Origin of the sequence: Jiangella alkaliphila (genome assembly GCF_900105925.1) — a bacterium.
Taxonomy (GTDB): Bacteria; Actinomycetota; Actinomycetes; order Jiangellales; family Jiangellaceae; genus Jiangella; species Jiangella alkaliphila.
Map to the genome: position 1 here is coordinate 4,979,237 of NZ_LT629791.1, position 23,845 is coordinate 5,003,081.

General features: G+C 72.9%; 24 protein-coding genes and 4 tRNA genes. 14 read left to right on the forward strand and 14 right to left on the reverse strand.

Annotated features, from left to right (window positions below; all coding sequences use genetic code 11):
* The first annotated feature begins 159 nt into the window (after positions 1–159).
* Together BLV05_RS22785 and BLV05_RS22790 are read left to right on the forward strand one after the other, a co-directional pair.
* The gene (locus BLV05_RS22785) at positions 160–921 is read left to right on the forward strand and encodes an ABC transporter ATP-binding protein (RefSeq protein ID WP_046770027.1); all 762 of its coding nucleotides are present in this window, start codon (positions 160–162) and stop codon (positions 919–921) included.
* Positions 918–2,810 (forward strand): FtsX-like permease family protein, encoded by a 1,893-nt coding sequence (locus BLV05_RS22790; RefSeq protein WP_082155412.1) that lies wholly within the window; start codon positions 918–920, stop codon positions 2,808–2,810. The genes BLV05_RS22785 and BLV05_RS22790 overlap by 4 nt, the downstream gene beginning before the upstream one ends.
* On the opposite strand, the gene BLV05_RS22795 is transcribed toward BLV05_RS22790, so the two are convergent.
* From BLV05_RS22795 to BLV05_RS22810, 4 genes are all read right to left on the reverse strand, one after another.
* Complete coding sequence (locus tag BLV05_RS22795; RefSeq protein WP_046770029.1) at positions 2,807–4,153, reverse strand: FAD-binding oxidoreductase; 1,347 nt, start codon at positions 4,151–4,153, stop codon at positions 2,807–2,809. The genes BLV05_RS22790 and BLV05_RS22795 overlap by 4 nt on opposite strands.
* Entirely contained in the window at positions 4,150–4,737 is a 588-nt protein-coding gene (locus BLV05_RS22800; protein WP_046770030.1) for a dihydrofolate reductase family protein, read from the reverse strand. The genes BLV05_RS22795 and BLV05_RS22800 overlap by 4 nt, the downstream gene beginning before the upstream one ends.
* A 48-nt stretch (positions 4,738–4,785) precedes the next feature.
* Complete coding sequence (locus BLV05_RS22805; RefSeq protein ID WP_046770031.1) at positions 4,786–5,223, reverse strand: VOC family protein; 438 nt, start codon at positions 5,221–5,223, stop codon at positions 4,786–4,788.
* 394 nt (positions 5,224–5,617) lie between these two features.
* Positions 5,618–5,689, reverse strand: a tRNA-Val gene (locus tag BLV05_RS22810).
* Between the two features lie 99 nt (positions 5,690–5,788).
* Between BLV05_RS22810 and BLV05_RS22815 the strand changes: the two genes are divergently transcribed.
* Both BLV05_RS22815 and BLV05_RS22820 read left to right on the forward strand, forming a co-directional pair.
* Positions 5,789–6,208, forward strand: coding sequence for an SsgA family sporulation/cell division regulator (locus BLV05_RS22815; RefSeq protein ID WP_046770032.1), 420 nt, complete (start codon positions 5,789–5,791; stop codon positions 6,206–6,208).
* A gap of 95 nt (positions 6,209–6,303) precedes the next feature.
* A complete protein-coding gene (locus BLV05_RS22820) occupies positions 6,304–6,861 on the forward strand; it encodes a CGNR zinc finger domain-containing protein (protein ID WP_046770033.1) in 558 nt (185 codons plus the stop codon).
* A 13-nt stretch (positions 6,862–6,874) separates the two neighbouring features.
* Here the strand turns inward: BLV05_RS22820 and BLV05_RS22825 are convergent, their stop codons facing one another.
* Both BLV05_RS22825 and BLV05_RS22830 read right to left on the reverse strand, forming a co-directional pair.
* Positions 6,875–7,711: an aminotransferase class IV gene (locus BLV05_RS22825; protein WP_152690851.1), complete on the reverse strand. Its 837-nt coding sequence runs from the start codon at positions 7,709–7,711 to the stop codon at positions 6,875–6,877.
* Complete coding sequence (locus BLV05_RS22830) at positions 7,705–8,688, reverse strand: chorismate-binding protein (protein ID WP_197683267.1); 984 nt, start codon at positions 8,686–8,688, stop codon at positions 7,705–7,707. The genes BLV05_RS22825 and BLV05_RS22830 overlap by 7 nt, the downstream gene beginning before the upstream one ends.
* A 111-nt stretch (positions 8,689–8,799) precedes the next feature.
* Here BLV05_RS22830 and BLV05_RS22835 point away from each other — a divergent pair.
* From BLV05_RS22835 to BLV05_RS22845, 3 genes are all read left to right on the forward strand, one after another.
* Positions 8,800–8,872: transfer RNA gene (locus BLV05_RS22835), tRNA-Gly, on the forward strand.
* A 26-nt stretch (positions 8,873–8,898) separates the two neighbouring features.
* Positions 8,899–8,969: transfer RNA gene (locus tag BLV05_RS22840), tRNA-Cys, on the forward strand.
* 14 nt (positions 8,970–8,983) lie between these two features.
* Positions 8,984–9,058 (forward strand) — tRNA-Val (locus tag BLV05_RS22845).
* Between the two features lie 64 nt (positions 9,059–9,122).
* Here the strand turns inward: BLV05_RS22845 and BLV05_RS22850 are convergent.
* Positions 9,123–9,668 carry a hypothetical protein gene (locus BLV05_RS22850; RefSeq protein ID WP_197683268.1) on the reverse strand — a complete coding sequence of 182 codons (546 nt, stop codon included), beginning with the start codon at positions 9,666–9,668 and terminating at the stop codon, positions 9,123–9,125.
* Positions 9,669–9,816: 148 nt separating this feature from the next.
* On the opposite strand from BLV05_RS22850, the gene BLV05_RS22855 reads away from it, so the two are divergent.
* On the forward strand, positions 9,817–10,158 hold the full coding sequence (locus BLV05_RS22855) for a winged helix-turn-helix transcriptional regulator (RefSeq protein ID WP_046770037.1): 342 nt from the start codon (positions 9,817–9,819) through the stop codon (positions 10,156–10,158).
* Between the two features lie 39 nt (positions 10,159–10,197).
* Here BLV05_RS22855 and BLV05_RS22860 read toward each other — a convergent pair whose 3' ends face one another.
* Both BLV05_RS22860 and rsgA read right to left on the reverse strand, forming a co-directional pair.
* On the reverse strand, positions 10,198–10,674 hold the full coding sequence (locus BLV05_RS22860; RefSeq protein WP_046770149.1) for a pyridoxamine 5'-phosphate oxidase family protein: 477 nt from the start codon (positions 10,672–10,674) through the stop codon (positions 10,198–10,200).
* 116 nt (positions 10,675–10,790) lie between these two features.
* Positions 10,791–11,843: a ribosome small subunit-dependent GTPase A gene (gene rsgA, locus BLV05_RS22865; RefSeq protein WP_052762667.1), complete on the reverse strand. Its 1,053-nt coding sequence runs from the start codon at positions 11,841–11,843 to the stop codon at positions 10,791–10,793.
* 205 nt (positions 11,844–12,048) lie between these two features.
* Here rsgA and BLV05_RS22870 point away from each other — a divergent pair, with 205 nt between their 5' ends.
* Positions 12,049–13,674, forward strand: coding sequence for an acyl-CoA dehydrogenase family protein (locus BLV05_RS22870; protein WP_046770038.1), 1,626 nt, complete (start codon positions 12,049–12,051; stop codon positions 13,672–13,674).
* Between the two features lie 474 nt (positions 13,675–14,148).
* On the opposite strand, the gene BLV05_RS22875 is transcribed toward BLV05_RS22870, so the two are convergent.
* Positions 14,149–14,529: an LPS-assembly lipoprotein LptE gene (locus BLV05_RS22875; RefSeq protein WP_046770039.1), complete on the reverse strand. Its 381-nt coding sequence runs from the start codon at positions 14,527–14,529 to the stop codon at positions 14,149–14,151.
* A 334-nt stretch (positions 14,530–14,863) separates the two neighbouring features.
* Between BLV05_RS22875 and BLV05_RS22880 the strand changes: the two genes are divergently transcribed.
* From BLV05_RS22880 to BLV05_RS22895, 5 genes are all read left to right on the forward strand, one after another.
* The gene (locus BLV05_RS22880; RefSeq protein WP_046770040.1) at positions 14,864–16,528 is read left to right on the forward strand and encodes a nitrite/sulfite reductase; all 1,665 of its coding nucleotides are present in this window, start codon (positions 14,864–14,866) and stop codon (positions 16,526–16,528) included.
* Positions 16,529–16,544: 16 nt separating this feature from the next.
* Positions 16,545–16,703: a hypothetical protein gene (locus BLV05_RS36655; RefSeq protein ID WP_169790503.1), complete on the forward strand. Its 159-nt coding sequence runs from the start codon at positions 16,545–16,547 to the stop codon at positions 16,701–16,703.
* A complete protein-coding gene (locus tag BLV05_RS22885) occupies positions 16,700–17,395 on the forward strand; it encodes a phosphoadenylyl-sulfate reductase (RefSeq protein WP_046770041.1) in 696 nt (231 codons plus the stop codon). The genes BLV05_RS36655 and BLV05_RS22885 overlap by 4 nt, the downstream gene beginning before the upstream one ends.
* Entirely contained in the window at positions 17,395–18,573 is a 1,179-nt protein-coding gene (gene cobA / locus BLV05_RS22890) for a uroporphyrinogen-III C-methyltransferase (RefSeq protein WP_046770042.1), read from the forward strand. The genes BLV05_RS22885 and cobA overlap by 1 nt, the downstream gene beginning before the upstream one ends.
* A gap of 373 nt (positions 18,574–18,946) precedes the next feature.
* The gene (locus BLV05_RS22895; RefSeq protein WP_046770043.1) at positions 18,947–20,206 is read left to right on the forward strand and encodes an MFS transporter; all 1,260 of its coding nucleotides are present in this window, start codon (positions 18,947–18,949) and stop codon (positions 20,204–20,206) included.
* 67 nt (positions 20,207–20,273) lie between these two features.
* Here BLV05_RS22895 and BLV05_RS22900 read toward each other — a convergent pair whose 3' ends face one another.
* The 4 genes from BLV05_RS22900 to BLV05_RS22915 all read right to left on the reverse strand — a co-directional run bounded on the left by BLV05_RS22900 (position 20,274) and on the right by BLV05_RS22915 (position 23,843).
* Positions 20,274–20,552: a hypothetical protein gene (locus tag BLV05_RS22900; protein ID WP_046770044.1), complete on the reverse strand. Its 279-nt coding sequence runs from the start codon at positions 20,550–20,552 to the stop codon at positions 20,274–20,276.
* Positions 20,539–22,431: a multicopper oxidase family protein gene (locus tag BLV05_RS22905; protein WP_046770045.1), complete on the reverse strand. Its 1,893-nt coding sequence runs from the start codon at positions 22,429–22,431 to the stop codon at positions 20,539–20,541. The genes BLV05_RS22900 and BLV05_RS22905 overlap by 14 nt, the downstream gene beginning before the upstream one ends.
* Positions 22,428–22,850, reverse strand: coding sequence for a DUF6220 domain-containing protein (locus tag BLV05_RS22910; protein ID WP_046770046.1), 423 nt, complete (start codon positions 22,848–22,850; stop codon positions 22,428–22,430). Before BLV05_RS22910 ends, BLV05_RS22905 begins: the two co-directional genes overlap by 4 nt.
* Positions 22,851–23,000: 150 nt before the next feature.
* Positions 23,001–23,843, reverse strand: coding sequence for a PPK2 family polyphosphate kinase (locus BLV05_RS22915; RefSeq protein WP_046770047.1), 843 nt, complete (start codon positions 23,841–23,843; stop codon positions 23,001–23,003).
* Positions 23,844–23,845: the final 2 nt, after the last annotated feature.

Below are 23,845 nucleotides of genomic sequence, written 5' to 3' on the forward strand. Positions count from 1 at the left end.
ACGACTCGTGGGAGCCTCCGGCCCCCAGTCGTCGCCGGTATGCCCGGCCCTCCACAGGACCCTAGATGCATCGGTGGCCCGCCGGGGTAGCGCACGCGCTACCCCGGATCTCGCGTACGAGCCCGTGCCCGGACGTCGATGCGACGGTGGACTCGAACCATGACCGGAACCCTCTCGCAGACAGCCGCTCCCGAGACCACGATCGCGGTCGCCCTCGACGGCGTCACCCGCACCTATCGATCCCGTGCCGGCGACGTCCACGCTCTGCGCGGTGTCACCCATGCGTTCCCGCGTGGCAGCTTCACCGCCGTGATGGGACCGTCCGGCTCGGGCAAGTCCACCCTCCTCCAGGTCGCGGCCGGGCTCGACCGCCCGACCCGCGGCGAGGTCACCGTCGCCGGCGTCGCCTTGACGGGACTCGGCCAGACCGAGCTCACGCGGGTACGTCGCGACTCCATGGGCTTCGTCTTCCAGGCCTACAACCTGCTGGACGCCCTGACGGCGTACGACAACGTGGCGCTGCCGGCCCGTCTCGCCGGCCGGCGGGTGCACCGCGACGCGGTGATCGGTGCCCTCGATCAGGTGGGCCTCGACGGTCTCGCGAAGCGCCGGCCGCCCGAGCTGTCCGGCGGCCAGCAGCAGCGGGTCGCGGTGGCGAGAGCCCTGCACTCCAGGCCCGACGTGCTGTTCGCCGACGAACCCACGGGCGCGCTCGACCGCGGCTCCGGCCGCCAGGTGCTCGAGCTGCTGCGCAGGCTCACCGACGACCACGGGCAGACCGTCGTGATGGTCACCCACGACCCGCTCGCGGCGTCGTTCGCGCACCACGTGCTGTTCCTCGCCGACGGCCAGGTGGTCGGGCGGCTGCACCAGGCCGACGCCAGCCGCATCGCGGCCGCGATGAACGAGCTCGAACGATGATGCTCAGCCTGAGCCGGCAGACCGTCCGGCAGAACTGGCGGCCGTTCGCCGGCGCCTTCACCGCGCTCGCCTGCGGCATCGTGCTGATCGCGCTGACCGTGTCGCTCCTGGGTTCGGTCGCCGCCACGGCGTCACAGCCCGGCGCGACCACGGCCGACCTGGCCCAGCTGGACGAACTCGGGGCGATGTTCGGGTTCATGGCGGCGGTCTCGCTCTTCATGGCGATGTTCGTGGTCTCGAGCACGTTCGGCTTCGTGGTCGCCACCCGGCGCCGAGAGCTGGGGCTGCTGCGTCTCGTCGGGGCGACGCCCCGGCAGGTGCGCCGCCTCGTGCTCGGCGAGTCCGCGGTGGTGGCGGTGGTCGCGACGGTGGCCGGCTGTCTCGCGGCCACCGCCCTCACGCCGGTCGTCCTGGCGCTGCTCCGGTCCCGCGGTATCACCGACCTCGACCTGCAGTCCCCGTCGCCGTGGGCGGCGTGGGCCGTCGCGGCGCCCTGCGGCGCAGGTGTCGCTCTGGTGGGTGCCTGGCGCGCGTCCCGGCGTGCGGCGCGGGTGCCACCCGTCGCCGCCCTCCACGAGGCGGCCGTCGAGCGGCGGCGGCTCAGCGTGTGGCAGTGGCTCATCGGCCTGTGCTGCACAGCCGCGGTGGTGGGCGTCCTGCTGGTCGCCACCCGGATGGAGCCGCTCTTCGCGCTGGTCACGGCCATCCTGCTGCCTGAGGTGATCGTCATCGGCCTCATGTGCTTCGGCGGCGTGCTGTTCCCGGCCCTGGCCGGCCTGCTCGCCCGGCCGTTCGTCGGCCGCGACGTCGCCGCCCGGCTCGCGCGCGACCACGTCCGCACCTCGTCGCGGACCCCCGCGGCGCTGGCGGCTCCGATCGTGGCCATCTCGTCGATCGCGGGGTCGATGATCGTCGCGCTGAGCTTCACCGCCGACTGGACGACGGCCCTGAATCGCGAGCAGCTCGCCGCGCCCCTGGTCGTCGAGGCCGGCGCGGCCGGCGTCACCGACCTGCTCGCCGACGACCCGGCCGTCGCGATCGCCGACGCCAGCCCGCCGGTGCGGCTGCGGCTCGGCGCCGACGGCGAGACCGAGGACGTCGAGGCCGTGGACGTCGCCGCCGCCACGACCGCCCGCGGGCTGCACGCCGTCCGCGGCGACCTCGGCGACCTGCGGGGCCAGTCCCTCGCAGTGTCGGAGACCTGGGTCAGCGACTCGGGCAAGGACCTCGGCGACACGCTCCCGGCACGGATCGACGGCAGCGACGTGGCGCTGCGGATCGTCGCCGTGGTCGCCGACGCGCCCGACCTGTACGGCGACCTGCTCGTGCCCGCCGGCCTCGTCGAGCAGGAGCTGCGAGGGCTGGACCCCGCGCTGATCTTCGTGGTGCCCCGCGACGACGTCTCGGTCGCCGACGCGCGAGCGTCCATCGAACAGCGCCTCGCCGGTACGTCCAGCCGGGTCCTGGCCGGCGACACGTGGATCGACCAGGTGGACCGCGAGGCCCGGTCGGCCAACGACGTCGGCCTCTGGGTGCTGCTCGGGCCGGCCGGCCTCTACGCCGGCATCGCGATCGTCAACGCGATCCTGATCGGCGCCTCGCAGCGGCGCCGCCAGGTTCGGGTCGTCCAGCTGCTCGGCGCGACTCACCGGCAGGTGCGGCGGATGGCGCTCTGGGAGGCCGGCCTGGTCGGCGCCGCCGCGCTCCTCGTGGGCGCCGCGGTCACCGCCTTCCTCGGCTGGCTCATCCGCCGGGCGACGACCGCCGACGTCACCGACGTCGGACTGACCATGCCCTGGCTGCCGCTCACCGCGATCGCGATCACCTGCGCTCTCCTCGTCGTCCTGGGCGCGCTGACCGGCGGCCGGGCCATGAGCGCCGGACGCTAGTGGTCGCCAGGACGGCCGTCGCCGGCTCGACGCGGTTCAGGGCGGATGTTCGGGTTGAGGTGGAACACGTTGTCCGGGTCGTACCGGACCTTCAGCTCCGTGAGACGTGCCAGCTTGGCCGGGGTGTAGGCGCGGCGTACTCCTGAGGCTCCCTCGTCGGACAGGGCGTTCACGTAGGCGCCGCTCGCGAACGGCTCGATGCCCGCGGCGTACTCCCGGGCAGCGCTCATCCGTGCCTCGTCCTCCGCGGGATCGGTCCAGCCCGTCGCCGTGGTGAACTCGACCAGCGCGTCGCGGTGGCTGAACGCCGAGTCCTCGTCCGGCACGTCGGAGACCGCCCCGCCGTTCAGCGTCAGCCGCCCCGCCGGGGCCGTCCCGTTCCCGCGGTCCAGGAACGCCTCGATCGCCCGGTCGCTCAGCTGCCGGAGGTAGTGGCCCTTCCAGTAGCGGCGTACGGCATGGCCCTCGTCATCGTCGTCGGCGGTCTGCAGGTCGAGGTAGCTCAGCTCCTCGACCCGCTCCGCGACCGGCCGCCCGATCGACCTGTACGCGGCGAGCAACCGCCGCCCGTCGGCGGGATCGCCCACCCAGACGTACCCGATCGTCACCACCGGGCGCCCGTCACGTTCGGTGACCCGGGCAACGGGAGTCGCGCGGCGAGGCGCCTCGGCCAGGAGATCGCGCCAGCCGCGCAGCGCCGTGCCGGCGTCCTCGAGCTCGTGCACGAGCTCCACTCGCAGCGCCCGGGTCCCGATCGGGTGCAGGCGGAACTCGAACTCGGTGACGACGCCGAAGTTGCCGCCGCCGCCGCGCAGCCCCCAGAACAGGTCCGGTCGTTCGGTCCGGCTGGCCGTGACCAGCTCACCGTCGGCCGTGACGACCTCGTACGAGGTGACGTTGTCGCAGGTCAGCCCATGCATGCGGGCCAGCCATCCGACGCCGCCACCGAGCGTCAGGCCGCCGACGCCGGTGTGCGAGACGTTGCCGGCGGTGGTGGTCAGGCCGTATCGCTGGGCCGCGGTGTCCAGCGCACCGAGCAGCGCGCCGCCGCCGACCCGCGCCCGGCGGCTGCCGGCGTCGACCCGGACCGTGCCCATCGGCGCCAGGTCGATCACCAGCCCGCCATCGGCGATCGGCAGGCCGAGCACGCTGTGCCCACCGCCGCGCACGCCGATCTCGAGACCTTGCTCGCGGCCGTACCGCACCGCCTCGACCACCTCCGCGGCCGTAGCGCAGCGGGCGATCAGGGCCGGCCTGCGGTCGACCATCGCGTTCCAGACCGTGCGCGCGGCGTCGTACCCCGCGTCGCCCGGCCGCAACCCGCGTACCGTCTCCCCGCTCACGACCGGCCGAGCCCGTAGCTGAGGACCACGTTGTCCGACCCGCCCCAGGTCCGCACGCCGATGAGCCGCAGGTCGGTCTCGGCCACGCCCGCGAAGGCGCGCTGGTCGCCGGCCACGATCTTGGGGCCGATCATCAGGTGGAGCTCGTCGACCAACCGATGGGCCAGCAGGTCGGTCCAGAGGGTCCGGCTGCCGAACATCAAGGCATCGCCCTCCTGCTCGCGCAGCCTCGCGACGGCCTCGTGACCGTCCGCGCGCCGGACGATCGTGGTCTGGTCGCGCCATGGCCCGGTGTCGTCCGCGGTCAGAGTGTCCGACACCACCGTGATGGGGATGCCCTCGGCGTACCGCTTGGCGATGTAGTGGTTGAGCGGTGAGGCGTCCGGGTTGTCGTGCTGCTGGGGCCAGTAGGTCAGGGCACCGCGATACGTCGTCCCGCCGAACAGGAACGAGCTCGCCGTCCGAGTCCGGTCGGTGTTGTGTTCGGCGAACGCCTGATCCATCGGCATCGCCATGACGTCGCCGTCGCGGCCCTCGGTGTAGCCGTCGACGCTGAGCATGGTGCAGACAACGATCTTTCCCATGGTGCGGTCTCCTTGACGTTGGGTGAGTGGGTCCGGCCTTGACGGCTGTCAGCCGAGCTGCTCGGCCAGCCCGACGATGACACCCTCGGGGCCGCGGACGTAGCAGAGCCGGTAGCTGTCCTCGTACTGGGCCAGCTCGCCGACCAGTTCGGCGCCGTGCGTGCGCAGGCGGGCGACGACGTCCTCGATGTCGTCGACGGCGAACATGACGCGATGCATGCCCACCGTGTTGTGCGGCGGGTTGTGCGGTCCGGCGATCGCCGCGGGCGTGCGGTACTTCGCCAGCTCGAGCCGGCCGTGGCCGTCCGGGGTCCGCAGCATCGCGATGTCGCAGCGGACGCCGTCGAGTCCGACGGTGCGGTCCGCCACGGGCCCGTCGACCGTCGCCCTGCCTTCCAGCTCCATGCCGAGCTCGAGGAAGAACGCGACGGCCGCGTCGAGGTCGTCGAAGACGATGCCGACGTTGTCCATCCGCTGGATCGTCATGGTGGTTCTCTCCTTCTCGTCACGCGGCCGGTCCTAGCCGCTGCTGTTCCTGGGACGGAGCCGGTGCGCCGTTCTCGACATCCCCGAAGCGGCGGTTTCCGCTCCGACAGCCGCAGGCCCCGACCAAGTGCCGCGGTCCACTCTGCTGACGGCCGCGCCGAGGTGCATCGGTGGACGCCACTCATTGGCCACGCACGTAAGTGGTGCCGCAGCAGAAAGCCCTCGCTGAGGGTGTCAGCGAGGGCGAGAAATGGAGACGATCTGATCACAAGGTCGGCCGGCCCCGTCGTTCGGACAAGGGCGTCGCACCGATCGACCAAGATCATCACACGGCTGGCGCACAGAGCCCTGAAACGGCTCGAGAGGTGATGATCGATACAGGGGCTGACCTGGGTGGGCGATACTGGGATCGAACCAGTGACCTCTTCGGTGTGAACGAAGCGCTCTCCCGCTGAGCTAATCGCCCGGGCGCGAGCAGAACGATACCGCACCCCGGCACCCGAACAGAAACAACCGCCGGAGTTTCGCGTTGCGCGATGTCCGGAATGGGCTGACACTACTGGCCATGAGCGCGTCGACCATCTCCTACCCTCTGGCCCTGCGCCTGCTCGACGAGGGTGACGACGAGCGGTACATCCAGGCGGAGCTGCGCTATTCCGTGACCGACCCGCTGGCGGTCACGGCGGTGTTCGACACCACGGCGCGCGAGCCGGTGCCGTGGGTGTTCGCCCGCGATCTGCTCAGTGCCGGGCTGGACGAGCCGAGCGGCAAGGGCGACATCAACGTCTGGCCGGCGCTCGACCCGCACGGCACGCCGACGGTGCGGCTGCGGCTGCGTTCGCCCGACGGCGACGCGGTGCTGGAGGCGCCGGCGACGGCGGTCGAGGACTTCCTCATCCAGACGTGGACGCTGGTGCCGACCGGCATCGAGGGGCGGCTGCTCAGCATCGACGCCGTCCTGGACTCGTTGCTGGACCGTACCTGACCTCACCACGTGTCCCTCGCATGTTGTCCGCCGCGCACCGGTCGACTACGGTCAAGTCCACTTGAGACCCGGAATCCGAGGTAAGGGCAGGGCACGTGACCTTCAGCCACGACACCGAACACGCTCTCGAGGCTGTCGTCGACCTGGTGAACGGCGACCCCGTCGCCGGCGGCACCGAGGGCCTGCCCGACGTCGGCGCGCTGCGGTCGTTCATCGATTCATTCAAGATCAGCGACCTGCCCACGGTCACCGAGTCCGACCTGCAGGCGGTTCGGGCGTTGCGCCCGCGGCTGCGCCAGGTCTTCGAGGCCGGCGACACCGCCACCGCCGCCGAACTGGTCAACGAGCTGCTCAGCGGCGCGCGGGTGTGCCCGCGGCTGACCAACCACGACGGCTACGACTGGCACATCCACTACTTCGCGCCCGGCTCGCGCCCGGCCGAGCACCTGCTGATCGACGCGGGCATGGCGCTGTCGTTCGTCGTGGTCGCCGGCGAGCAGGAGCGGCTGCAGGTGTGCTCGGCCCCCGACTGCGAGCGCGTCCTGGTCGACCTCTCGCGCAACCGCTCCAAGCGCTACTGCGACAGCCGCACCTGCGGCAACCGGCTTCACGTCGCGGCCTACCGCGAGCGGCAGCGCGCCGCCGCCGTCTGACGACGGCGTCAGCTCACGGCTCCGGGTCGGCCGCCGCCCGCTCGGCGAACGTCGCGGCGGCGCGCGCCGTCACCGGGCCGGGGGCCGGCAGCTCCCGCCGTCGCCCGTCGGGCCAGACGACCGACGACACCGGCTGCACGTCGCGCGTCGTCGACGTGAGGAAGATCTCGTCGGCGGTGTCGAGGACGCCGAGGTCGACGTCGGCCTCGGCCGCGTCGCACCACTCGATGACGAGGTCGCGGGTGACGCCAGCCAGGCAGCCCGTCGCGGTCGACGGCGTCAGCAGCCGGCCGCCGACGACGACGAACACGTTGCTGCCGGTGCCCTCGCACAGCCGGCCGCGGGTGTCGGCGCACAGCGCCTCACTGGCCCCGGCGGCAGCCGCGCGGTCCAGCGCGACGACGTTCTCGGCGTAGGACGTGGTCTTCAGGCCGGCCAGCGCGCCCCGCTCGTTGCGCGGCCACGGCACCACCGCGACCGTCGTGACCGGCGGCTGCGGCGCGGCCGGCGCCAGCGCGATGACGAGCGTCGGCCCGGCGTCGCCGCGCTGCGAGCCGAGCGGCGCGACACCGCCGGTGTAGGTCATGCGCAGCCGGTACACGCCGTCGCCGGTCGCCTGGACCGCGACCTGCTCGCACGCCTTGGCGACCTCGACGGGGTCGGGCGCCGGCAGGCCCAGCCCGGCGGCCGAGCGGCCCAGCCGGGCCAGATGCCGGCCCAGCGCGAACGACACGCCGCCGACGACCTTCACGGTCTCGAAGACGCCGTCGCCCACCGTGAGGCCGTGATCGAACACGCTGACGGTCGCGTCGGACTCGTCCAGCAGCTCACCGTTCACCCAAGTCAGCACGAGGCCAAGCCTACGAGGCGCTCCGCCTTCAGTTCCGTCTCGGCCCATTCCCGGTCCGGATCCGAGCCCCACGTGATGCCGGCGCCGGTCCCGAACCGCAGCACGCCGTCGCGCGCCCAGAAGGTGCGGATGCCGACGGCCAGCTCGCCCTCCCCCGTGTCGGCGTCGACCCAGCCGACGGCGCCGCAGTACGGCCCGCGCGGCACCGGCTCGAGCTCCGCGATCGCCTCCAGCGCCGTCGACTTCGGCGCGCCGGACACCGAGCCGGGCGGGAACGTCGCGTCGAACAGCTCCGCCCAGCCCGCGCCGGGCAGCAGCCGCCCGCTCACCGTCGACACCAGGTGCACGAGGCCGGGGTGCTTCTCGACGCTCAGCAGCTCGTCGACGGCGATGCTGCCGGTGACGCAGACCCGCGACAGGTCGTTGCGGACGAGGTCGACGATCATCACGTTCTCGGCGCCGTCCTTGGCCGTCAGGTCGGCCGCCGTCCGCCCCGTCCCCTTGATCGGCGACGACGTGACGTGGTCGCCGCGGCGGCGCAGGAACAGCTCCGGCGACGCCGTCACGACCTGGAGGTCGGGCAGCGCGACGATGCCGGCGAACGGCGCGTCGTGCCGGTCGTGGAGCCGGTTCGCCAGCGGCAGCAGGTCGCCGGCGCCGTCCGGCAGCGGCGCCTCCAGCACCCGGCACACGTTGACCTGGTACACCGTCCCCGCCGCGATGCGTTCCCGCACCTCCCGCACGGCGTCGACGTAGGCCTCGCGCTCCAGCGACGACGTCCAGGCCGCCGCCTCGGGTCCGTTCCACCGGCGTTCGGCCCGTGGCAGCGGCGCGTTCTCCCAGTGGTCGAACCGGGCGCAGACGATGTCGCCCTCGAACGTCACCACGACGGCCCACCGCCCGGCCCCGTCGAGGACCCGCAGGTCGGACGACACCTCTGCCAGTCCCGTGGCCAGCATCCCCCCGAGATGCGCCATGGGTGTCGGCGGCACGTCCACAACACGCGACGCTACCGCGTTTGGCGGCGGCGGCATCGATGGGCTAATGTTTCACCCGCACCGTGGTACGGGAAACCGGCCCGATGCAATGCGGACGTAGCGCAGTTGGTAGCGCATCACCTTGCCAAGGTGAGGGTCGCGGGTTCGAGTCCCGTCGTCCGCTCGGAGCGGGGCTTCGGCCCTCATCACGGTGGAGTGGCCGAGAGGCGAGGCAACGGCCTGCAAAGCCGTCTACACGGGTTCAAATCCCGTCTCCACCTCGGTACGAAGACTCGGGCGATTAGCTCAGCGGGAGAGCGCTTCCCTGACACGGAAGAGGTCACTGGTTCAATCCCAGTATCGCCCACCAGCTCAGAGGCCCTGTCGATCTTGTCGGCAGGGCCTCTTTCATGTCCGCGCGGTCGGGTTGCGGGTCAGATCCGCTTGTCCACGACGATCCAGTTCGTCTCCCACGTCTGCCCGCCGTCGTCGGAGAACGCCTGCTCGAATCGGGCCTTGTCCGGTCCCAGCCGGGTGACGAGGAAGCGCACCTTGATCGGGCGTCCATCGAGCTGATCCTCGCCGTAGAACTCGCCCACCCTGCCGTCGAAGCCGCCGTAAACGGCCGGCGTGAGCAGCCCGTCGCGCATGTTGACGAAGGTCAGGCTCCAGCGATCGTTCTGCGGCTCGTAGAGCCGCATGTTGAGGGCGTCGATCCGTCCGGTCGGCCCCTGGACCTCGAACTCGACGACGTTCGCCCGACGGTCCATCAGCGGGCGGACGACGCTCGTGCCCGCGAAGTCGAGCCACTCGTCCGGGGCGTCCGAGAGCGGATTGGCCAGCACCCGCACCTGAGAGCGCCAGGTGCCGATCTCCCAGTCGAAGCTTCGCTGGCCTTCCGCGACAGCCTCTCGAGTCGTTGACGGAATCGGCGCCGCCTCGCCCGACGCCGCGCCCGCGGTCAACGCGAGCAGCGACATGCACACGACCAGGATCCGCTTCCGTGGCGTGGTGATCTTCGCGTGAGTGTTCATGAGGCGAATATCGGAGCAGAGTGGGCCCGTGAACAAGAAGGCACTTTTAGGTAACCCCTCACCGTCGCGCCCCAACCCCATTCCCGGCTGCCCGATGGCGGCGGCGTTCGCCGCGATCGGCGGGAAGTGGAAGCTGACCCTGTTGTACTGGCTCGCCCATGGCGAGAGCCACTTCGCCGGCCTGCGGCGCCGGGGCGCGCCGATCACCCCGAAGGTGCTGGCCGAGCAACTGCGCGAGCTCGAGGCCGACGGGCTCGTCGAGCGGGTCGAGACCGGGCCCGTCCCGGCGCCGGTCATCTACCGGCTGACCCCGTACGGCGCCACGGTGCTGCCCGTCGTCGAGAACGTGCGCGCGTGGGGCGAGGCCCACCTGGAACACACGCACGGCGAGACCGCGCCCGGTGCGGCCATGAGCTGCGCCGACGCGGTCGCGTAGGGACGCCGATTCAGCTACGCGGGCCGCAGCACCCGCCGCTCACAACGTCACCACACGCCGCGAGTCGATGCCCGTCCCGTACTCGGGGTCGCTCCCCCGCACGTGCACCGAGTGCTCCGTCACGCGCGCCCGCCACAGCCGCAGCCGCTCCGGCGGATACAGCCACTCGACGGGGAACGGCTCGGTCCGTTCCGGGAACCGCACCCGGCACGCGATCGGCGCGCAAACCGCCAGCTCGTCGTCCGGGACCCGGCCGGCGGTGGCCTTCAGGTAGACGGCGCGGATGTCGCTGCCGACCGGCTGGGTCGAGTCGAAGATCACCACGCTCATCTCGGGCTGGCGCTCGATGTTCTGGGAGTGCTGCGCCTCGGGCACCGACATCCAGTAGAAGACGTCGTAGCCGTCGGGCGCGTAGTAGACCGGCGACACCCGGGCGCGGCCGTCGGGGTCGACGGTGCCCAGGCTCATGTAGCGGGTGGTGTCGATGACGTGGCGAGCGTTGTCTTCGAGCGTCATGGCGTCCTCGATCGAGTGCGGCGTGCCCGCGCCGCCATCCTGGCCCATCACCCGGCCGGCGACAACCGCCCGCTCCGTGGCCGGCTGACGGGGCCGGCTGACGGGTTGCGACGGCGTCAGCGCCGGTGCCGCTTCGCCTCCAGTTCGGCGACGACGGAGCGCCGGTCCCCCGCGCGGCGAGCCGCGTTCCGGGCCGCCTCGCGCCGCAGCTTCCGCCAGCGCGCCAGCCGGTCCTCGTCGAGCTCACCGTCGGCGACCGCGAGCCGGACGGCGCACCCGGGCTCGGCCACGTGCGCGCAGTCACGGAACCGGCAGTGCGCCGCCAGCGCCTCGACGTCCGCGAACGCCCCGGCGACGGCGTCGTCGTCGGCCACCAGCCCGACGGCGCGCAGTCCGGGCGTATCGACGATGACGCCGCGGCCGGGCAGCACGACCAGCTCGCGATGCGTCGTCGTGTGCCGGCCGCGGCCGTCGCGGGCCCGCACGGACCCCGTCGGCAGCAGCGGGACCCCGGCCAGCGCGTTGGTCAGCGTCGACTTCCCCGCACCGGACGGCCCGACCAGCGCCAGCGTCCGGCCGTTGCGCAGCAGCGCGCCCAGCTCGTCGAGCCCGGTCCCCGGAACCGCGCTGACCAGCAGGATCTCCACGCCCGGCGCGACCTCGGCGACCTCGGCGCGCATGCCGTCCGGGTCGGGGACGAGGTCGGGCTTGGTCAGGACGACGACCGGCTGCGCGCCGCTCCCCCACGCCAGCACCAGCAGCCGCTCGATGCGGCCGAGGTCGGGATCGGGGTCGAGGTGCTCGACGATCACGACGACGTCGATGTTCGCGGCGACGACCTGGCCGTACGACGTCCGGTCGGCGCTGTCGCGCACGATCGCCGTCCGCCGCGGCAGCACCGCCTCGAGCGTGACGCGGTCGTCCGGCCAGTCGCGGACCGCGGTCCAGTCGCCGACGGCGGGCTGCGCCATCCGGTCGGCGGCGACGGCGCGCAGCACGTCGCCGCCGTACGTGGCCCGGACCGCGCCCATGCCGCCGGCGAGGTCGGCGCCGCCGCGGTCGACGCGGCAGACGCGGGCCAGCCGGTGGGCGCCCCGGTAGGGCTGGAACGCCCGGCCGACGTCGGGCGTCCAGCCGAGGTCGAGCAGGCGTTGCTGGGAAGCGGACATGTGAGACCTTCTTCTCGGGTGGCCTCACGCGCGACGGTGTCAGCGGCGGCGTGCTGGCCGGAGAGTACTGGAGCGAACGGATCTGCTCACGTGCATGGGCCGCTCACCTCCTCCGTCGTCCACAGGCTGAATTTGATCGTCACGTTATCCACAGGCGGGCATTCGCGGCCAGCGAATAACGGCCGGCCCGGTCTACCGTGGGTTTGTGGAAGCGACACACGAGGTCACCAACCAGCCGCCGCCGCTCACCGGCTACGACGTGTTCGGCGCCGACGCCGCGCTGGCCGAGGCGTTCGGCCGCCACGGCGGCGCCGGCGCGCGCGACGAGCTGCCTGCGCTGGGGCGGCTGGCCGGGTCCGCCGAGGCGCAGCGATGGGCCGTCGAGGCCGACCGCAACGGCCCCGTGTTGCGCACGCACGACCGGTACGGCCATCGCGTCGACGAGGTCGACTTCCACCCGTCGTGGCATCGGCTCATGGCGGCCGCCGTCGAGCACGGGCTGCAGGCGGCGCCGTGGGCCCCGCCGCGGCCGGCCGCGCACGCCGTCCGGGCCGCGAAGTTCCTGGTGTGGAGCCAGCTGGAGGCGGCGCATCTCTGCCCGGTCTCCATGACGTACGCGGCGGTCCCGGCGCTGCGGACCGACGACGCGGTGGCGGCCGTGTGGGAGCCGCGGCTGACGTCGACGGCGTACGACCCCGGCCTGCGCGCGCCCGCGACGAAGGCCGGCGCGCTGGCCGGCATGGCGATGACCGAGAAGCAGGGCGGCTCCGACGTCCGCGCCAACACCACGCGGGCCGAGCCGGCCGCCTCGATCGGGGCCGGCTGGTACCGGCTCACCGGGCACAAGTGGTTCTGCTCGGCGCCGATGAACGACGTGTTCCTGGTGCTCGCGCAGGCGCCGGGCGGTCTGACCTGCTTCGTCCTCCCCCGCGTGCTCGACGACGGCAGCCGCAACGCCCTGCGGCTGCAGCGGCTCAAGGACAAGCTGGGTAACCGGGCCAACGCGTCGGCCGAGGTCGAGTTCGACGGCGCGCTGGCGCAGCGGCTGGGCGACGAGGGCCGCGGTGTGGCCACGATCATCGAGATGGTGGCCGCCACCCGGCTCGACTGCGTGCTCGGCTCGGCCGCGCTGCTGCGCCGGTCCGTGGCCGAGGCGACGTGGCATGCGGCGCACCGGTCCGCGTTCGGCGCCCGGCTGGCCGACTCCGAGCTGATGCGCGCCGTCCTCGCCGACCTCGCGCTCGAGTCCGAGGCCGCGACGGCGCTCGGCATGCGCCTCGCCGCGTCCGTCGACGCCGCCGCCGATCCGCACGAGCGGGCGCTGCGGCGCATCGGGCTGCCGCTGGCGAAGTACTGGGTGTGCAAGCGCACGCCGGCCGCGGTCGCCGAGGCGCTGGAGTGCCTGGGCGGCAACGGCTACGTCGAGGAGAGCGGCATGCCGCGGCTGTATCGCGAGGCGCCGCTGAACTCGATCTGGGAGGGTGCCGGCAACGTCCAGGCGCTCGACCTGCTGCGGGTGATCACGCGCGAGCCCGACGCCGTCGCCGCCTGGCGGACCGAGGTCGAGGCCGCGAAGGGCCAGGACCGCCGCCTCGATGAGGCGCTGAGCTCACTCGACGTCGAGGTGGGCGAGCCCGGGCAGGCGCGGGTGCTGGCCGGCCGGATGGCGGTGTTGCTGCAGGCCAGCCTGCTGGTCCGGTTCGCTCCGCCGGCCGTCGCCGACGCGTTCTGCGCCAGCCGCCTCGATGCCCGGCACGGGGTCTATGGCGCGCTGCCCGCCGGGCTGGATACTGGTGCGATCGTCCGCCGCGCGACCCCGGAGGCGCCGTGATCTGTCCCGCGTGTAGTGAGCAACGCCACGACGACTGCCCGGCTCGCGAGAAGGGCCGCTCCTGGTGCGACTGCCAGCATCAGGGGAAGGATCGCCCGGTCGAGCCGGCGACCGGTCACGCGTCGGAGTGAGGTTCTGCGGGGGTGATGAGGTGGGCCTCCCGCACATAGCCCGCCGTCCCTGCCGGGCGTTCGGCGGTGTCGGGGGCGATCTACTGCGGCCAGAGCAGCAGTAACCCACCCTCCACGAACGTCAGGAGGGAGTTTCCCGGCCCTGGCGGGTGAAAGTCCCTCCCGACACCAGCCAGCAGCCCACTTCAATGCCCAGAGTCGTCCTCGATGGCAAGAACCGTCCTCGAGGCATGCAGAGGAGGGTTTTCGAGATCGAGGACCACACTGCGTATCGAGGACGGCCGCCGCCATCGAGGACCCGCCGCTCGCCGAGCCGGACTCCCCGTCGCGGCCCCGGCCTGCCTCAGAGGCTCACGTTCACCGAGCAGTCGGGGATCTCGTCCATCTGAGCGATCGCCTCGTCGTCGACGAAGACGCCGAGGGAGCCGGTGCAGCCGGAGCTGGACAGCGTCCCGTCGAACTCGGCCCGGACGTCGCGGCCGTCGACCGCGGTGCCCGTGCAGGATGCGTCGCCGCTGAGGGAGGTGCCGTCGCGGTTGAGGTCGGTGGAGCAGTCGGGGCCGGTCTCGAGCGTCACACCGGCATCGGAGAGCTGCCGGGTGACGGCGTCCTCGAGCGCCGTGGCGGCGAGGTCGTTGAGGCCCTGGTCGAGCTGTTCGGAGCAGGCGGTCAGCGCCAGGACGCCGACGGCGAGCAGGACAACGGGTCGCAGGATTCGTCGCACCGCCCGACCCTACACACGCCGCATTAAAACCTACTCAACCGCTAGGAAATCTCGAAATATAAGACAACTTTGCCCGAATGATGGACACGCCATTCGCGACCAGCGCCGAAGCATGGCACGATGCTTCGCATGTTGTCCGTCATTCCTCTGCTGCTGGTGAGTCGGCGTCACGTCGACTACGGCCGCATGGACAGCATGCTCTGTCTGGCGTTCTGACCGCCCCGGACTCACTCAGCCGGGCGCGCGGTCGCGCCGGCGGGCACCCCGGACACCACAGCCGCCGAAGAAAGCGCGCGCACCGTGCGTCCCCGACCCTTCGAGGACTGCACTGCACATGTCTCCCACGCAGACGCCGGCTCCCAAGCGCCCCCGGGGCCAGGGGCAGTGGGCCCTCGGCCACCTGGAGCCGCTGAACCCGAACGAGCGGGTCAAGAAGGACGACGACGGGCTCAACGTCCGCAAGCGGATCGAGACGATCTACAGCAAGCGCGGGTTCGCCAGCATCGACCCGCAGGATCTGCGCGGGCGTTTCCGCTGGTGGGGCCTGTACACGCAGCGACGGCCCGGCATCCCCGGCGGGAAGACGGCGGTGCTGGAGCCGCACGAGCTGGACGACGAGTACTTCATGCTGCGGGTCCGCATCGACGGCGGCGCGCTCAGCCTGGAGCAGCTGCGCACCGTCGCGGAGATCTCGACGACGTACGCGCGCGACACCGCTGACGTCACCGACCGGCAGAACATCCAACTGCACTGGATCCGGGTCGAGGACATGCCGGCCATCTGGGAGAAGCTGGAGGGCGTCGGCCTCAGCACGACCGAGGCCTGCGGCGACGTGCCCCGCGTCATCCTCGGCTCCCCCGTCGCCGGCATCAGCGCCGAGGAGGTGCTGGACCCCACTTGGGCGATCGACGAGATCCAGCGCCGCTACATCGGGTCGCCGGAGTTCTCGAACCTGCCGCGCAAGTTCAAGTCGGCGATCAGCGGGCTGCCCGACATCGTGCACGAGGCCAACGACATCGCCTACGTCGGCGTCGTCCACCCCGAGCACGGGCCGGGCCTGGACCTGTGGGTCGGCGGCGGCCTGTCGACGAACCCGAAGCTGGCCGTGCGGCTGGGCGCGTGGGTCCCGCTGGACGAGGCGCCCGAGGTGTGGGCCGGCGTCGTCGGCATCTTCCGCGACTACGGCTACCGCCGCCTGCGCCACCGCGCACGGCTGAAGTTCCTCGTCGACGACTGGGGCCCGGAGAAGTTCAGGGAAGTTCTCGAGTCCGACGAGTACCTCGGCCGCAAGCTGATCGACGGCCCGCCGCCGCCCGGGCACGTCGAGCCGATCGACCACGTCGGCGTCCATGAGCAGAGGGACGGCCGCTTCTACGTCGGCGTCGCGCCGCTGGTCGGCCGCGTCTCCGGCTCGATGCTCAGCAAGCTGGCCGACGTCGTCGAGACGCACGGCTCCGGCCGGCTGCGCACGACGCCGCACCAGAAGCTGGTCATCCTCGACGTCGACGGCGACCAGGTCGAGTCGCTGGTCACCGCGCTCGACGCGATCGGCCTGCAGGCCCGGCCGAGCGTCTTCCGCCGCAACACCATGGCCTGCACCGGCCTGGAGTACTGCAAGCTGGCCATCGTCGAGACCAAGCAGCTGGCCGTCGACACCGTCGGCGACCTGGAGAAGCGGCTGGCCGACCTGACGGCCGACATCGACGTGCCGATCTCGCTGCACATCAACGGCTGCCCGAACTCCTGCGCCCGCATCCAGGTCGCCGACATCGGCCTCAAGGGGCAGGTCGTCAAGGGCGAGGAGGGCTTCCAGGTCCACCTCGGTGGCGGTCTCGGTCTCGACGCCGGGTTCGGCCGGAAGCTGCGCGGCCTCAAGGTGACGGCGGCGGAACTGCCCGACTACGTGGAGCGCGTCGTCCGGCGATTCGTCGAGCAGCGCACCGACGGCGAGCGGTTCGCCCAGTGGGTGGCCCGCGCGGACGAGGACGCACTCCAGTGAGGACGGCGATCTAGACATGGCTGAGACCAGGGCCGCGATCATGCACTGCCCGTTCTGTGCGGAGGAGGACCTCTTCCCCGTGGAGGAGCCGCACGGTGCGTGGGAGTGCCGGTCCTGTCTGCGGGTGTTCTCGGTGAAACTGCTCGGCCTCTCGACCCGAAGGAGCGCAGGATGACCCTCTGCCCGACGAACTCCCTCGAGGCACTCGCGCTGGACGCCGCGCGGAACCTGGAGGACGCACCGGCCGGCGAGATCGTCCGCTGGGCGCACGAGACCTTCGGCGAGCGGTTCGCCATCACCGCCTCGATGGCCGACGGCGTGCTGTCGCACGTGGCGTCGATGGCGGTGCCGGGCATCAAGGTGCTGTTCCTCGACACCGGCTACCACTTCGCCGAGACCATCGGCACGCGCGACGCCATCGCGGCGACCTACGACGTCGAGGTCGAGACGATCACGCACCCGCTGCGCGTCCCGGAGCACGAGGCCGAGTACGGGAAGCTCTACGAGATCGACTCCGACCTGTGCTGCGCGATCCGCAAGGTCTGGCCGCTGGACCGCGCGCTCAAGCCGTACGACGCCTGGGCCGGCGGCGTCCGCCGCTCCGAGTCGTCCAGCCGCGCCACCACCCCCGTCGTCGCCTGGGACCCCAAGCGCGGCAAGGTCAAGGTGAACCCGCTGGCCACCTGGACCGACGAGCAGGTCGACGCGTACGTCGAGAAGCACTCCATCCTGGTGAACCCGCTGCGCGAGCTGGGCTTCCTGTCGATCGGCTGCGAGCCGTGCACCCGTCCCGTCGCGCCTGGTGAGGACGCGCGCGCCGGCCGCTGGTCCGGCTCGTCGAAGACCGAGTGCGGGATCAACATCTGATGTATCCCCTGCAGCTGGACGTCGCCGGCAAGCGGGTCGTCGTGGTGGGCGGCGGCCCGGTGGCCGCACGCCGCGCGCTCCCCCTCGTCGACGCCGGCGCCCAGCTGCACGTCGTCGCGCCGTTCCTGTGCGAGCCGCTGGCCGAGCTGGTCGCGGCCGGACGGGTCACGTGGTCGCCGCGCGACTACTCCGACGGCGACCTCGACGGCGCCTGGCTGGTGCACACCGCCACCGGCGAGCCGGCCGTGGACGACACCGTCGCCGCGGCGGCCGACGCCCAGCGCACCTGGTGCGTCCGCGCCGACGACGCCGCCCGCTCGGCCGCATGGACGCCGGCCGTCGCCCGGGTCGGCGACGTGCTGATCGCCGTCACCGCCGGCGGCGACCCGCGGCGCGCCGTCCGGCTGCGCAACGCCGTCCAGACCGCGCTGGAGACGGGCGAGCTGCCGCTGCGCCGGACCCGCCGGGATCGACGGGGTCAGGTCGCCCTCGTGGGCGGCGGCCCCGGCCACCCCGGGCTGATCACCACCCGCGGCCGGCAGCTGCTGGCCGCCGCCGACGTCGTCGTGGTCGACCGGCTGGCGCCGCGCGCGCTGCTGGCCGACCTGGACGACGACGTCGAGGTGATCGACGTCGGCAAGACGCCCGGCCACCACCCCGTCCCGCAGCATGAGATCAACCGGCTGCTGGTCGAGCACGCGCAGGCCGGCCAGCAGGTCGTCCGGCTCAAGGGCGGCGACCCGTTCGTCCTCGGCCGCGGCGGCGAGGAGGCGGCCGCCTGCCGCGAGGCCGGCGTCCCCGTCGAGGTCGTCCCGGGCGTGACCAGCGCGATCGCCGTGCCCGCCTCCGTCGGTATCCCCGTGACGCACCGCGGGCTGGCCAAGCAGTTCACCGTCGTCTCCGGCCACGAGGGCCTGGACTGGGCCAACCTCGCCGGCACCGAGGGCACGCTGGTGTTCCTCATGGGCGTCAGCCTGCTCGCCGACACCGCCGCCCAACTCGTCGCGCACGGCATGGACCCCGCCACCCCCGCAGCCGTCGTCGAGGACGGCTTCGGCCCTGGCCAGCGGGTCACCACCGCGCCGCTCTCCGGCATCGCCACGGCAGCGCAGAAGGCCGGGGCGAAGCCGCCGGCCGTCATCGTCGTCGGCGACGTCGCGGCGCTCGCCTCCGCCTGACGCCGCACACCCCTCCCGACACCAAGTGTGATCCGGGCCACTCTTGACTGCTCGATTGTATCCTGTATCTTCAATCGAAAAGCTGCGCGGGAATTGCCCCGGGCACCCACATACCGGCCGGTTGCGGGCTGAGCACACTCGCCCGCAGCCGGCCGATTCAGACGATCGACGTCGGCACGACTCTCGGGAGTGGTTGATGGCCAAGATCTCGTTCGGAGCCCGGGTGCCCAACTCGGGCCCGCTGCGCGACCCGCGGCCGTCGCGCTCGTCGGCGGCATCGGCATCGTCGCAGCCGGCGCGCTGGTGCCAGCACTGAGGTCGCTGTTCGGCGGCGTCATCGCCGACGGCCACTCGAGAAGGGACCAGCGGGCCGATGGCGGAACGGACGGAGGGTTCGGGCGGCGTCTCGGCGGGCCGGGTGATCGCGGTCGCCAGCCTGTCCTCGGCGATCGTGACGGCCGGCATTCAGGGCATCGCGCCCGCGCTGCCGGCCATCCAGGACCGGTTCGACCTCAGTTCGGCGGAGGTCGCGCTGGTCACCAGCGTGTACCTGTTGCCGAGCGTGCTGTCGGCGCTGATCGGCGGGATCCTCGCCGACCGCGTCGGTACCCGGCCGGTGATCGCCGGGTCGCTGCTGCTGTTCGGTCTCGGCGGCGGGCTGTTGCTGCTGGACGTGTCGTTCTGGACGCTGCTGGCGATCCGGTTCGTGCAGGGCGCGGCGTTCGGCGCCGTGCTCTCGCTGACCGTCGGGATCATCGGCGACGTCGCTCCGTCAGGCGCCGCGGCGGCGCGCGGGCAGAGCCGGCGGATCATCGCGATGGCGATCGCCGAGGCCGTGCTGCCCATCGCGGCCGGCCTGCTGCTCGCGTGGGGACTGGGCTGGTCGTCGCCGTTCGCGCTGCAGTTGGTGGCGCTTCCGCTGGCCGTGCTGGCCTGGCGGGTACTGCCGCCACTGCGGCGTTCCGGGCCGGCGGCGGGCTCGGACGGGGACGGGGCACCGTCGCGGTCCGGCGGGATGCGTGCGGTGCTGAAGGCGCCCGCGGTCGTCGGCGTGCAGGTGCTGGCCGCGATGCGGTTCGTGTTCAAGTTCCCGGTCATCACCTACTACCCGCTGCTCGCGACCGGCCAGCTCGGGCTGTCGCCGGCCACCGTCGGCCTCGTCATGGGTGCATCGGCAGCGATCGCCGCGGTCTCCGCCGCGCTGACGGAGAAGCTGGCCGGCCGCTGGACGTCGGCGCAACTGATCGGCGGCAGCCTGGTCGTCGCGGCGCTGGCGGTCGGCGGCATGGCCGTGGGCGAGTGGGTGGCGCTGGCGATCGCCGCGATGCTGGTGTTCGGCGCCCAGGACGGCGTATACGGGGTGGCGCACAACGTGCTGGTGACGGAGCTGGCCCCACCCGGCCTGCGCTCGACGTACGTCGGTCTGACCGGCATGGTCCGCAACGTCGGCAAGTTCGCCGCGCCGGCGCTGTTCGGCGCCGCGACCCTAGTGCTGTCGCTGACTCAGACGTTCCTGGTCCTGGGTGCGGCCGGGCTGGCGTCGGTCGCGGTGGCGCGGCGGGTGGCGGCGGTCCAGTCGCGGCTCGGCCCGCCGCCGCCTCCCCCGTCGTCGCCCTCGCCGCCGTCGTCCTAGAGCAGCCGCCGGCCGTCAGCTGGGTCGCCGTCAGGAGGAGGACGGTGCGCCGCGTTGATCTCGGAGATCAACGTGGGACCGGGTCAGGGGTGGCTTCGGCGGTGGGGTCAGCGTCGTCGAAGAGGCGGTCGAGCTCGGCCGCGCGGTGCGGGACGGCGCGGAGCCGCTCCAGCACCAGCCGCTCGACCAGCCCGTTCAGCGCCTCCTCGACGACGGCGAGGTCGCGCGGGCCGAGGGTGCGGGCGCGGCCGGCCAGCCGGGTCAGCTCCCGGCCGATGATGACGTCGCCGCGGCGGCGCAAGCGCTCCACCGTCGGGCCGGCGTCCGGCGGCTCAATGCGCTGCATGGCCGTGCCCGCCCGCCATCGCGGCGACGCCGTCGTAGCGCAGCCGCAGCATCATCCCCTGGTCGGCATGCGGGAGGTTGTGGCAGTGGTTCATCCACACGCCCGGGTTGCCGGCCTCGAAGGCGACGTCCCAGACCTCGCCCGGCCGGACGTCGAACGTGTCGACCCACAGCGGGCTGCCGGTCGCGGCCTGTCCGTCCCGCGCCAGCACGAGGACGCCGTGCCCGTGCAGGTGCCACGGGTGCGTCTCGAGGCTGCGGTTGACGACGGTGAAGCGGACGAGGTCGCCCTCGGCCACCACCTGCTCCGGGATGGACGGGTGGCCGCGGCCGTTCACCGTCTGCGCAAACGCCGGCCGGCCGTCGACCATCGCCGCGCCGCGGTCCAGAACCATGGTGAAGTGCCGGTCGAACGTGGTGTCCAGCGTGAACGGGACGTCGGCCGGCTCGCCGTAGTGCAGCGGGTCCAGCTCGGCCCAGCCGCTCGTCGCCGGGTCGTCGTCCCCGCCGCCCAGGCGCAGCCGGACCTCGCCGTCCACCGTCAGCGCGACCGGGCCGTCCGGCATCGTGAACACGACGTCGTACCGGCCGCCCGCGGGCAGCCGCAGCGCGCGCTCGGACACCTCGCCGGGTCCGTTCAGGTCGCGCCCGTCGACGGCCGCCAGCCGGAACGCGGTGCCGGCCAGCCCGAACCGGTGCGGCTCGGAGTCGGTGTTCAGCAGCCGTAGCCGGACGGACGCGCCGGGCTCGGCGGCCTGGTCGAGCACGCCGTCGTCGTCGCCGATCGCCAGCACGCCGTCGTAGGTGTGCACCGGCACGGCGAGGTCGACGTCCTCAGGCGCGGCGTCGCGCGGCGCGACGACGAGCGTGCCGTACAGCCCGCGGCGCACGCCGACGTGTGACACCTGGTGCGTGTGGTACCAGAACGTGCCGGCCTGGTCGGCGCGGAAGCGGTAGCCGAACTCGGCGCCGGGCCCCACGACGTCCTGCGTGGTGCCGGGCGCGCCGTCCTCGCCGCACGCGACGTCGTAGCCGTGCCAGTGGATCGTCACGCCCTCGTCGACGTCCTCGTTGCGCAGCGTCACCTCGACGAGGTCGCCCTGGACGGCGGTCAGCGGCGGGCCCGGCAGCGTGCCGTCGTACGTCCACGCGTCGACCTCGTGCCCGGACGTCAGGGCGACGGTCGCCGTGCGGGCCGTGACGGTGTACGGCCGGACGGTCCCGCCCGCGGCCGGCGTCGTCGCGCCGCGGAGGTCGGTCACCGGCGTGCCGTGGCCGGCCGGATGGGCGGCGGCCACTCCCCCGCCCGCGTCGGCCGACGGGGCGCGGACGAACGCCAGCCCCACCCCGGCGGCGCCCGCGGCCCCGGCGGCGATCGCGAGGAACCGGCGCCGCGACACCGCCGGCCCCGCCGCCGTGGGTGCCGGGGTGAGTGCCTGCGCCGTGACCAGCACCGCACCGCCGACCCCGGCCAGGGCGAACAGCGCGACGCTCCAGGTGAGCGGGTAGCCGCCGACGTACGTCACGACGAAGCCGGCCAGCGCCGCGTACCCGGCCGCGAACAGCGCCGTCACCGCGCCCGGCGGCAACGGCGCACGCCCGCGCAGCAACGGCCGCCCGGCCAGCACGCCGGCCGCGGCCACCGTCACGACCAGCAACGGCACCCCGAGCAGCACCTTCTCCTGCACGAACCACCAGCCCCGGTCGGCCAGCACGGCGACCAGCACCAGCCGCCCGGCCACCGCCAGCACGCCGGCGGCCGCCAGCCACAGCGCCAGCCGGGTCCGCCCGGCCGCCGCGACCCCGCCCGCGGCCACCCAGAGCGCCGCCGTCAGGACCGCGACGCCGTGGTCGAGGAGGACCAGCTGGCCGGTGCTCACGTGGCGGCGGCAGGCTGTTCGGTCCGCTCCGGCCGCCGAGCGTCCGCGAGCGCCCGGCCGGTGAGCCCCATGATCGCCAGGCCGTTCAGGGCGTGCAGCCCGAACACCAGCCGCCCGGCAGTCGTCGACGTGTCGCCGGAGTCGTTCAGCGCGTCGGCGAGCACCCGGATCAGGCTCTGCAGCAGGGTCAGCCCGGCGATCCCGGCGGTCATCCCGATCAGCCGCCCGCCCATCCGGGCCACCGCCGCGATGATCGTCGCCACCACCGCGAGCAGCAGCAACACGGTGCCGCCGATCGCGTGGGCGCTGAACGCCTCGTCGTTCGGCCGGGTGTCGAACGCGCCGACCGCCGCCAAATAGAACTGCACCGCGACCGCCGCGAGCATGAGCACCGCGAAGCCGAGGAAGACCTTCCGCATGACCCGCTCCCTCCGGGCCGGCTACACCGCCGGCTCCCGGAGCGATCATTCGCCCAGGCGGGGGTGCGAGTCGTCCGCTCCGGAACGGAACCGGCTACGCAGATCTGCGTAGGCGCGCGGCCGTCGTCTACTCCCCCTGACGTACACGGGTCAGGACGCGGCCAGCCGCGCCTTCTCGGCCTCGACGTCGAAGTCGGCCGGCGGCCAGTCCAGTTTCAGCGGCGCGAGATGCTCGATGAGCAGCTGCGTCACCGCGAGGTTGCGGTACCACTTGCGGTCGGCCGGGACGACGTGCCAGGGCGCGGCGTCGGTGTTGCAGCGCTCCAGCGCGATCTCGTAGGCGCGCTGGAAGTCGGGCCAGAGCTTGCGGTCGTCGATGTCGCTCGGGTTGTACTTCCAGTACTTCGCCGGGTCGTCCAGCCGCTCGGCCAGCCGGGCGCGCTGCTCGTCGGCGGAGATGTGCAGCATGACCTTGACGACGACGCAGCCGGAGCCGGCCAGCTCGCGCTCGAAGTCGTTGATCGCCTCGTAGCGGGACTCGACGACCGCCGGCCGGACCAGCTTGCGCACCCGCGCGGCCAGCACGTCCTCGTAGTGGCTGCGGTCGAAGACGCCGATCTGGCCGGGCTCGGGCAGCGCCTGGCGGATGCGCCAGAGGAAGCCGCGGCGGCGCTCGGTCGGGGTCGGCGCCTTGAACGCGCGGATGCTGACGCCCTGCGGGTCCATCAGGCCGACGGCGTGGCGCATGGTGCCGCCCTTGCCGGAGGTGTCCATGCCCTGGACGACGAGCAGCAGCCGCTGGTCGCCGCCGGCGCGGCCGGCCGCGAACAGCCGTTCCTGCAGGTCGGAGATGACCGGGCCGAGCTCCTGCAGCGCGGCCTGACCGTCGGCCTTCTTGCCGTCGAAGCCGGGTGTGGCGCGGGTGTCGAGCGACGCGAGGTCGACCGGCCCGGGCGGCAGACGGAGAAGTGACGACCACGTCGGCTGGCTCATCA

What these genes read in the sequence shown, in the direction of transcription:
- BLV05_RS22785 (WP_046770027.1), top strand. Translation starts at nt 160, where the DNA reads ATGACCGGAACCCTCTCGCAGACAGCCGCTCCCGAGACCACGATCGCG.
- BLV05_RS22790 (WP_082155412.1), top strand. Translation starts at nt 918, where the DNA reads ATGATGCTCAGCCTGAGCCGGCAGACCGTCCGGCAGAACTGGCGGCCG.
- BLV05_RS22800 (WP_046770030.1), bottom strand. Translation starts at nt 4,737, where the DNA reads ATGGGAAAGATCGTTGTCTGCACCATGCTCAGCGTCGACGGCTACACC.
- BLV05_RS22805 (WP_046770031.1), bottom strand. Translation starts at nt 5,223, where the DNA reads ATGACGATCCAGCGGATGGACAACGTCGGCATCGTCTTCGACGACCTC.
- BLV05_RS22815 (WP_046770032.1), top strand. Translation starts at nt 5,789, where the DNA reads ATGAGCGCGTCGACCATCTCCTACCCTCTGGCCCTGCGCCTGCTCGAC.
- BLV05_RS22830 (WP_197683267.1), bottom strand. Translation starts at nt 8,688, where the DNA reads ATGGCGCATCTCGGGGGGATGCTGGCCACGGGACTGGCAGAGGTGTCG.
- BLV05_RS22850 (WP_197683268.1), bottom strand. Translation starts at nt 9,668, where the DNA reads ATGTCGCTGCTCGCGTTGACCGCGGGCGCGGCGTCGGGCGAGGCGGCG.
- BLV05_RS22855 (WP_046770037.1), top strand. Translation starts at nt 9,817, where the DNA reads ATGGCGGCGGCGTTCGCCGCGATCGGCGGGAAGTGGAAGCTGACCCTG.
- BLV05_RS22860 (WP_046770149.1), bottom strand. Translation starts at nt 10,674, where the DNA reads ATGACGCTCGAAGACAACGCTCGCCACGTCATCGACACCACCCGCTAC.
- rsgA (WP_052762667.1), bottom strand. Translation starts at nt 11,843, where the DNA reads ATGTCCGCTTCCCAGCAACGCCTGCTCGACCTCGGCTGGACGCCCGAC.
- BLV05_RS22880 (WP_046770040.1), top strand. Translation starts at nt 14,864, where the DNA reads ATGTCTCCCACGCAGACGCCGGCTCCCAAGCGCCCCCGGGGCCAGGGG.
- BLV05_RS36655 (WP_169790503.1), top strand. Translation starts at nt 16,545, where the DNA reads ATGGCTGAGACCAGGGCCGCGATCATGCACTGCCCGTTCTGTGCGGAG.
- BLV05_RS22885 (WP_046770041.1), top strand. Translation starts at nt 16,700, where the DNA reads ATGACCCTCTGCCCGACGAACTCCCTCGAGGCACTCGCGCTGGACGCC.
- cobA (WP_046770042.1), top strand. Translation starts at nt 17,395, where the DNA reads ATGTATCCCCTGCAGCTGGACGTCGCCGGCAAGCGGGTCGTCGTGGTG.
- BLV05_RS22895 (WP_046770043.1), top strand. Translation starts at nt 18,947, where the DNA reads ATGGCGGAACGGACGGAGGGTTCGGGCGGCGTCTCGGCGGGCCGGGTG.
- BLV05_RS22900 (WP_046770044.1), bottom strand. Translation starts at nt 20,552, where the DNA reads ATGCAGCGCATTGAGCCGCCGGACGCCGGCCCGACGGTGGAGCGCTTG.
- BLV05_RS22910 (WP_046770046.1), bottom strand. Translation starts at nt 22,850, where the DNA reads ATGCGGAAGGTCTTCCTCGGCTTCGCGGTGCTCATGCTCGCGGCGGTC.
- BLV05_RS22915 (WP_046770047.1), bottom strand. Translation starts at nt 23,843, where the DNA reads ATGAGCCAGCCGACGTGGTCGTCACTTCTCCGTCTGCCGCCCGGGCCG.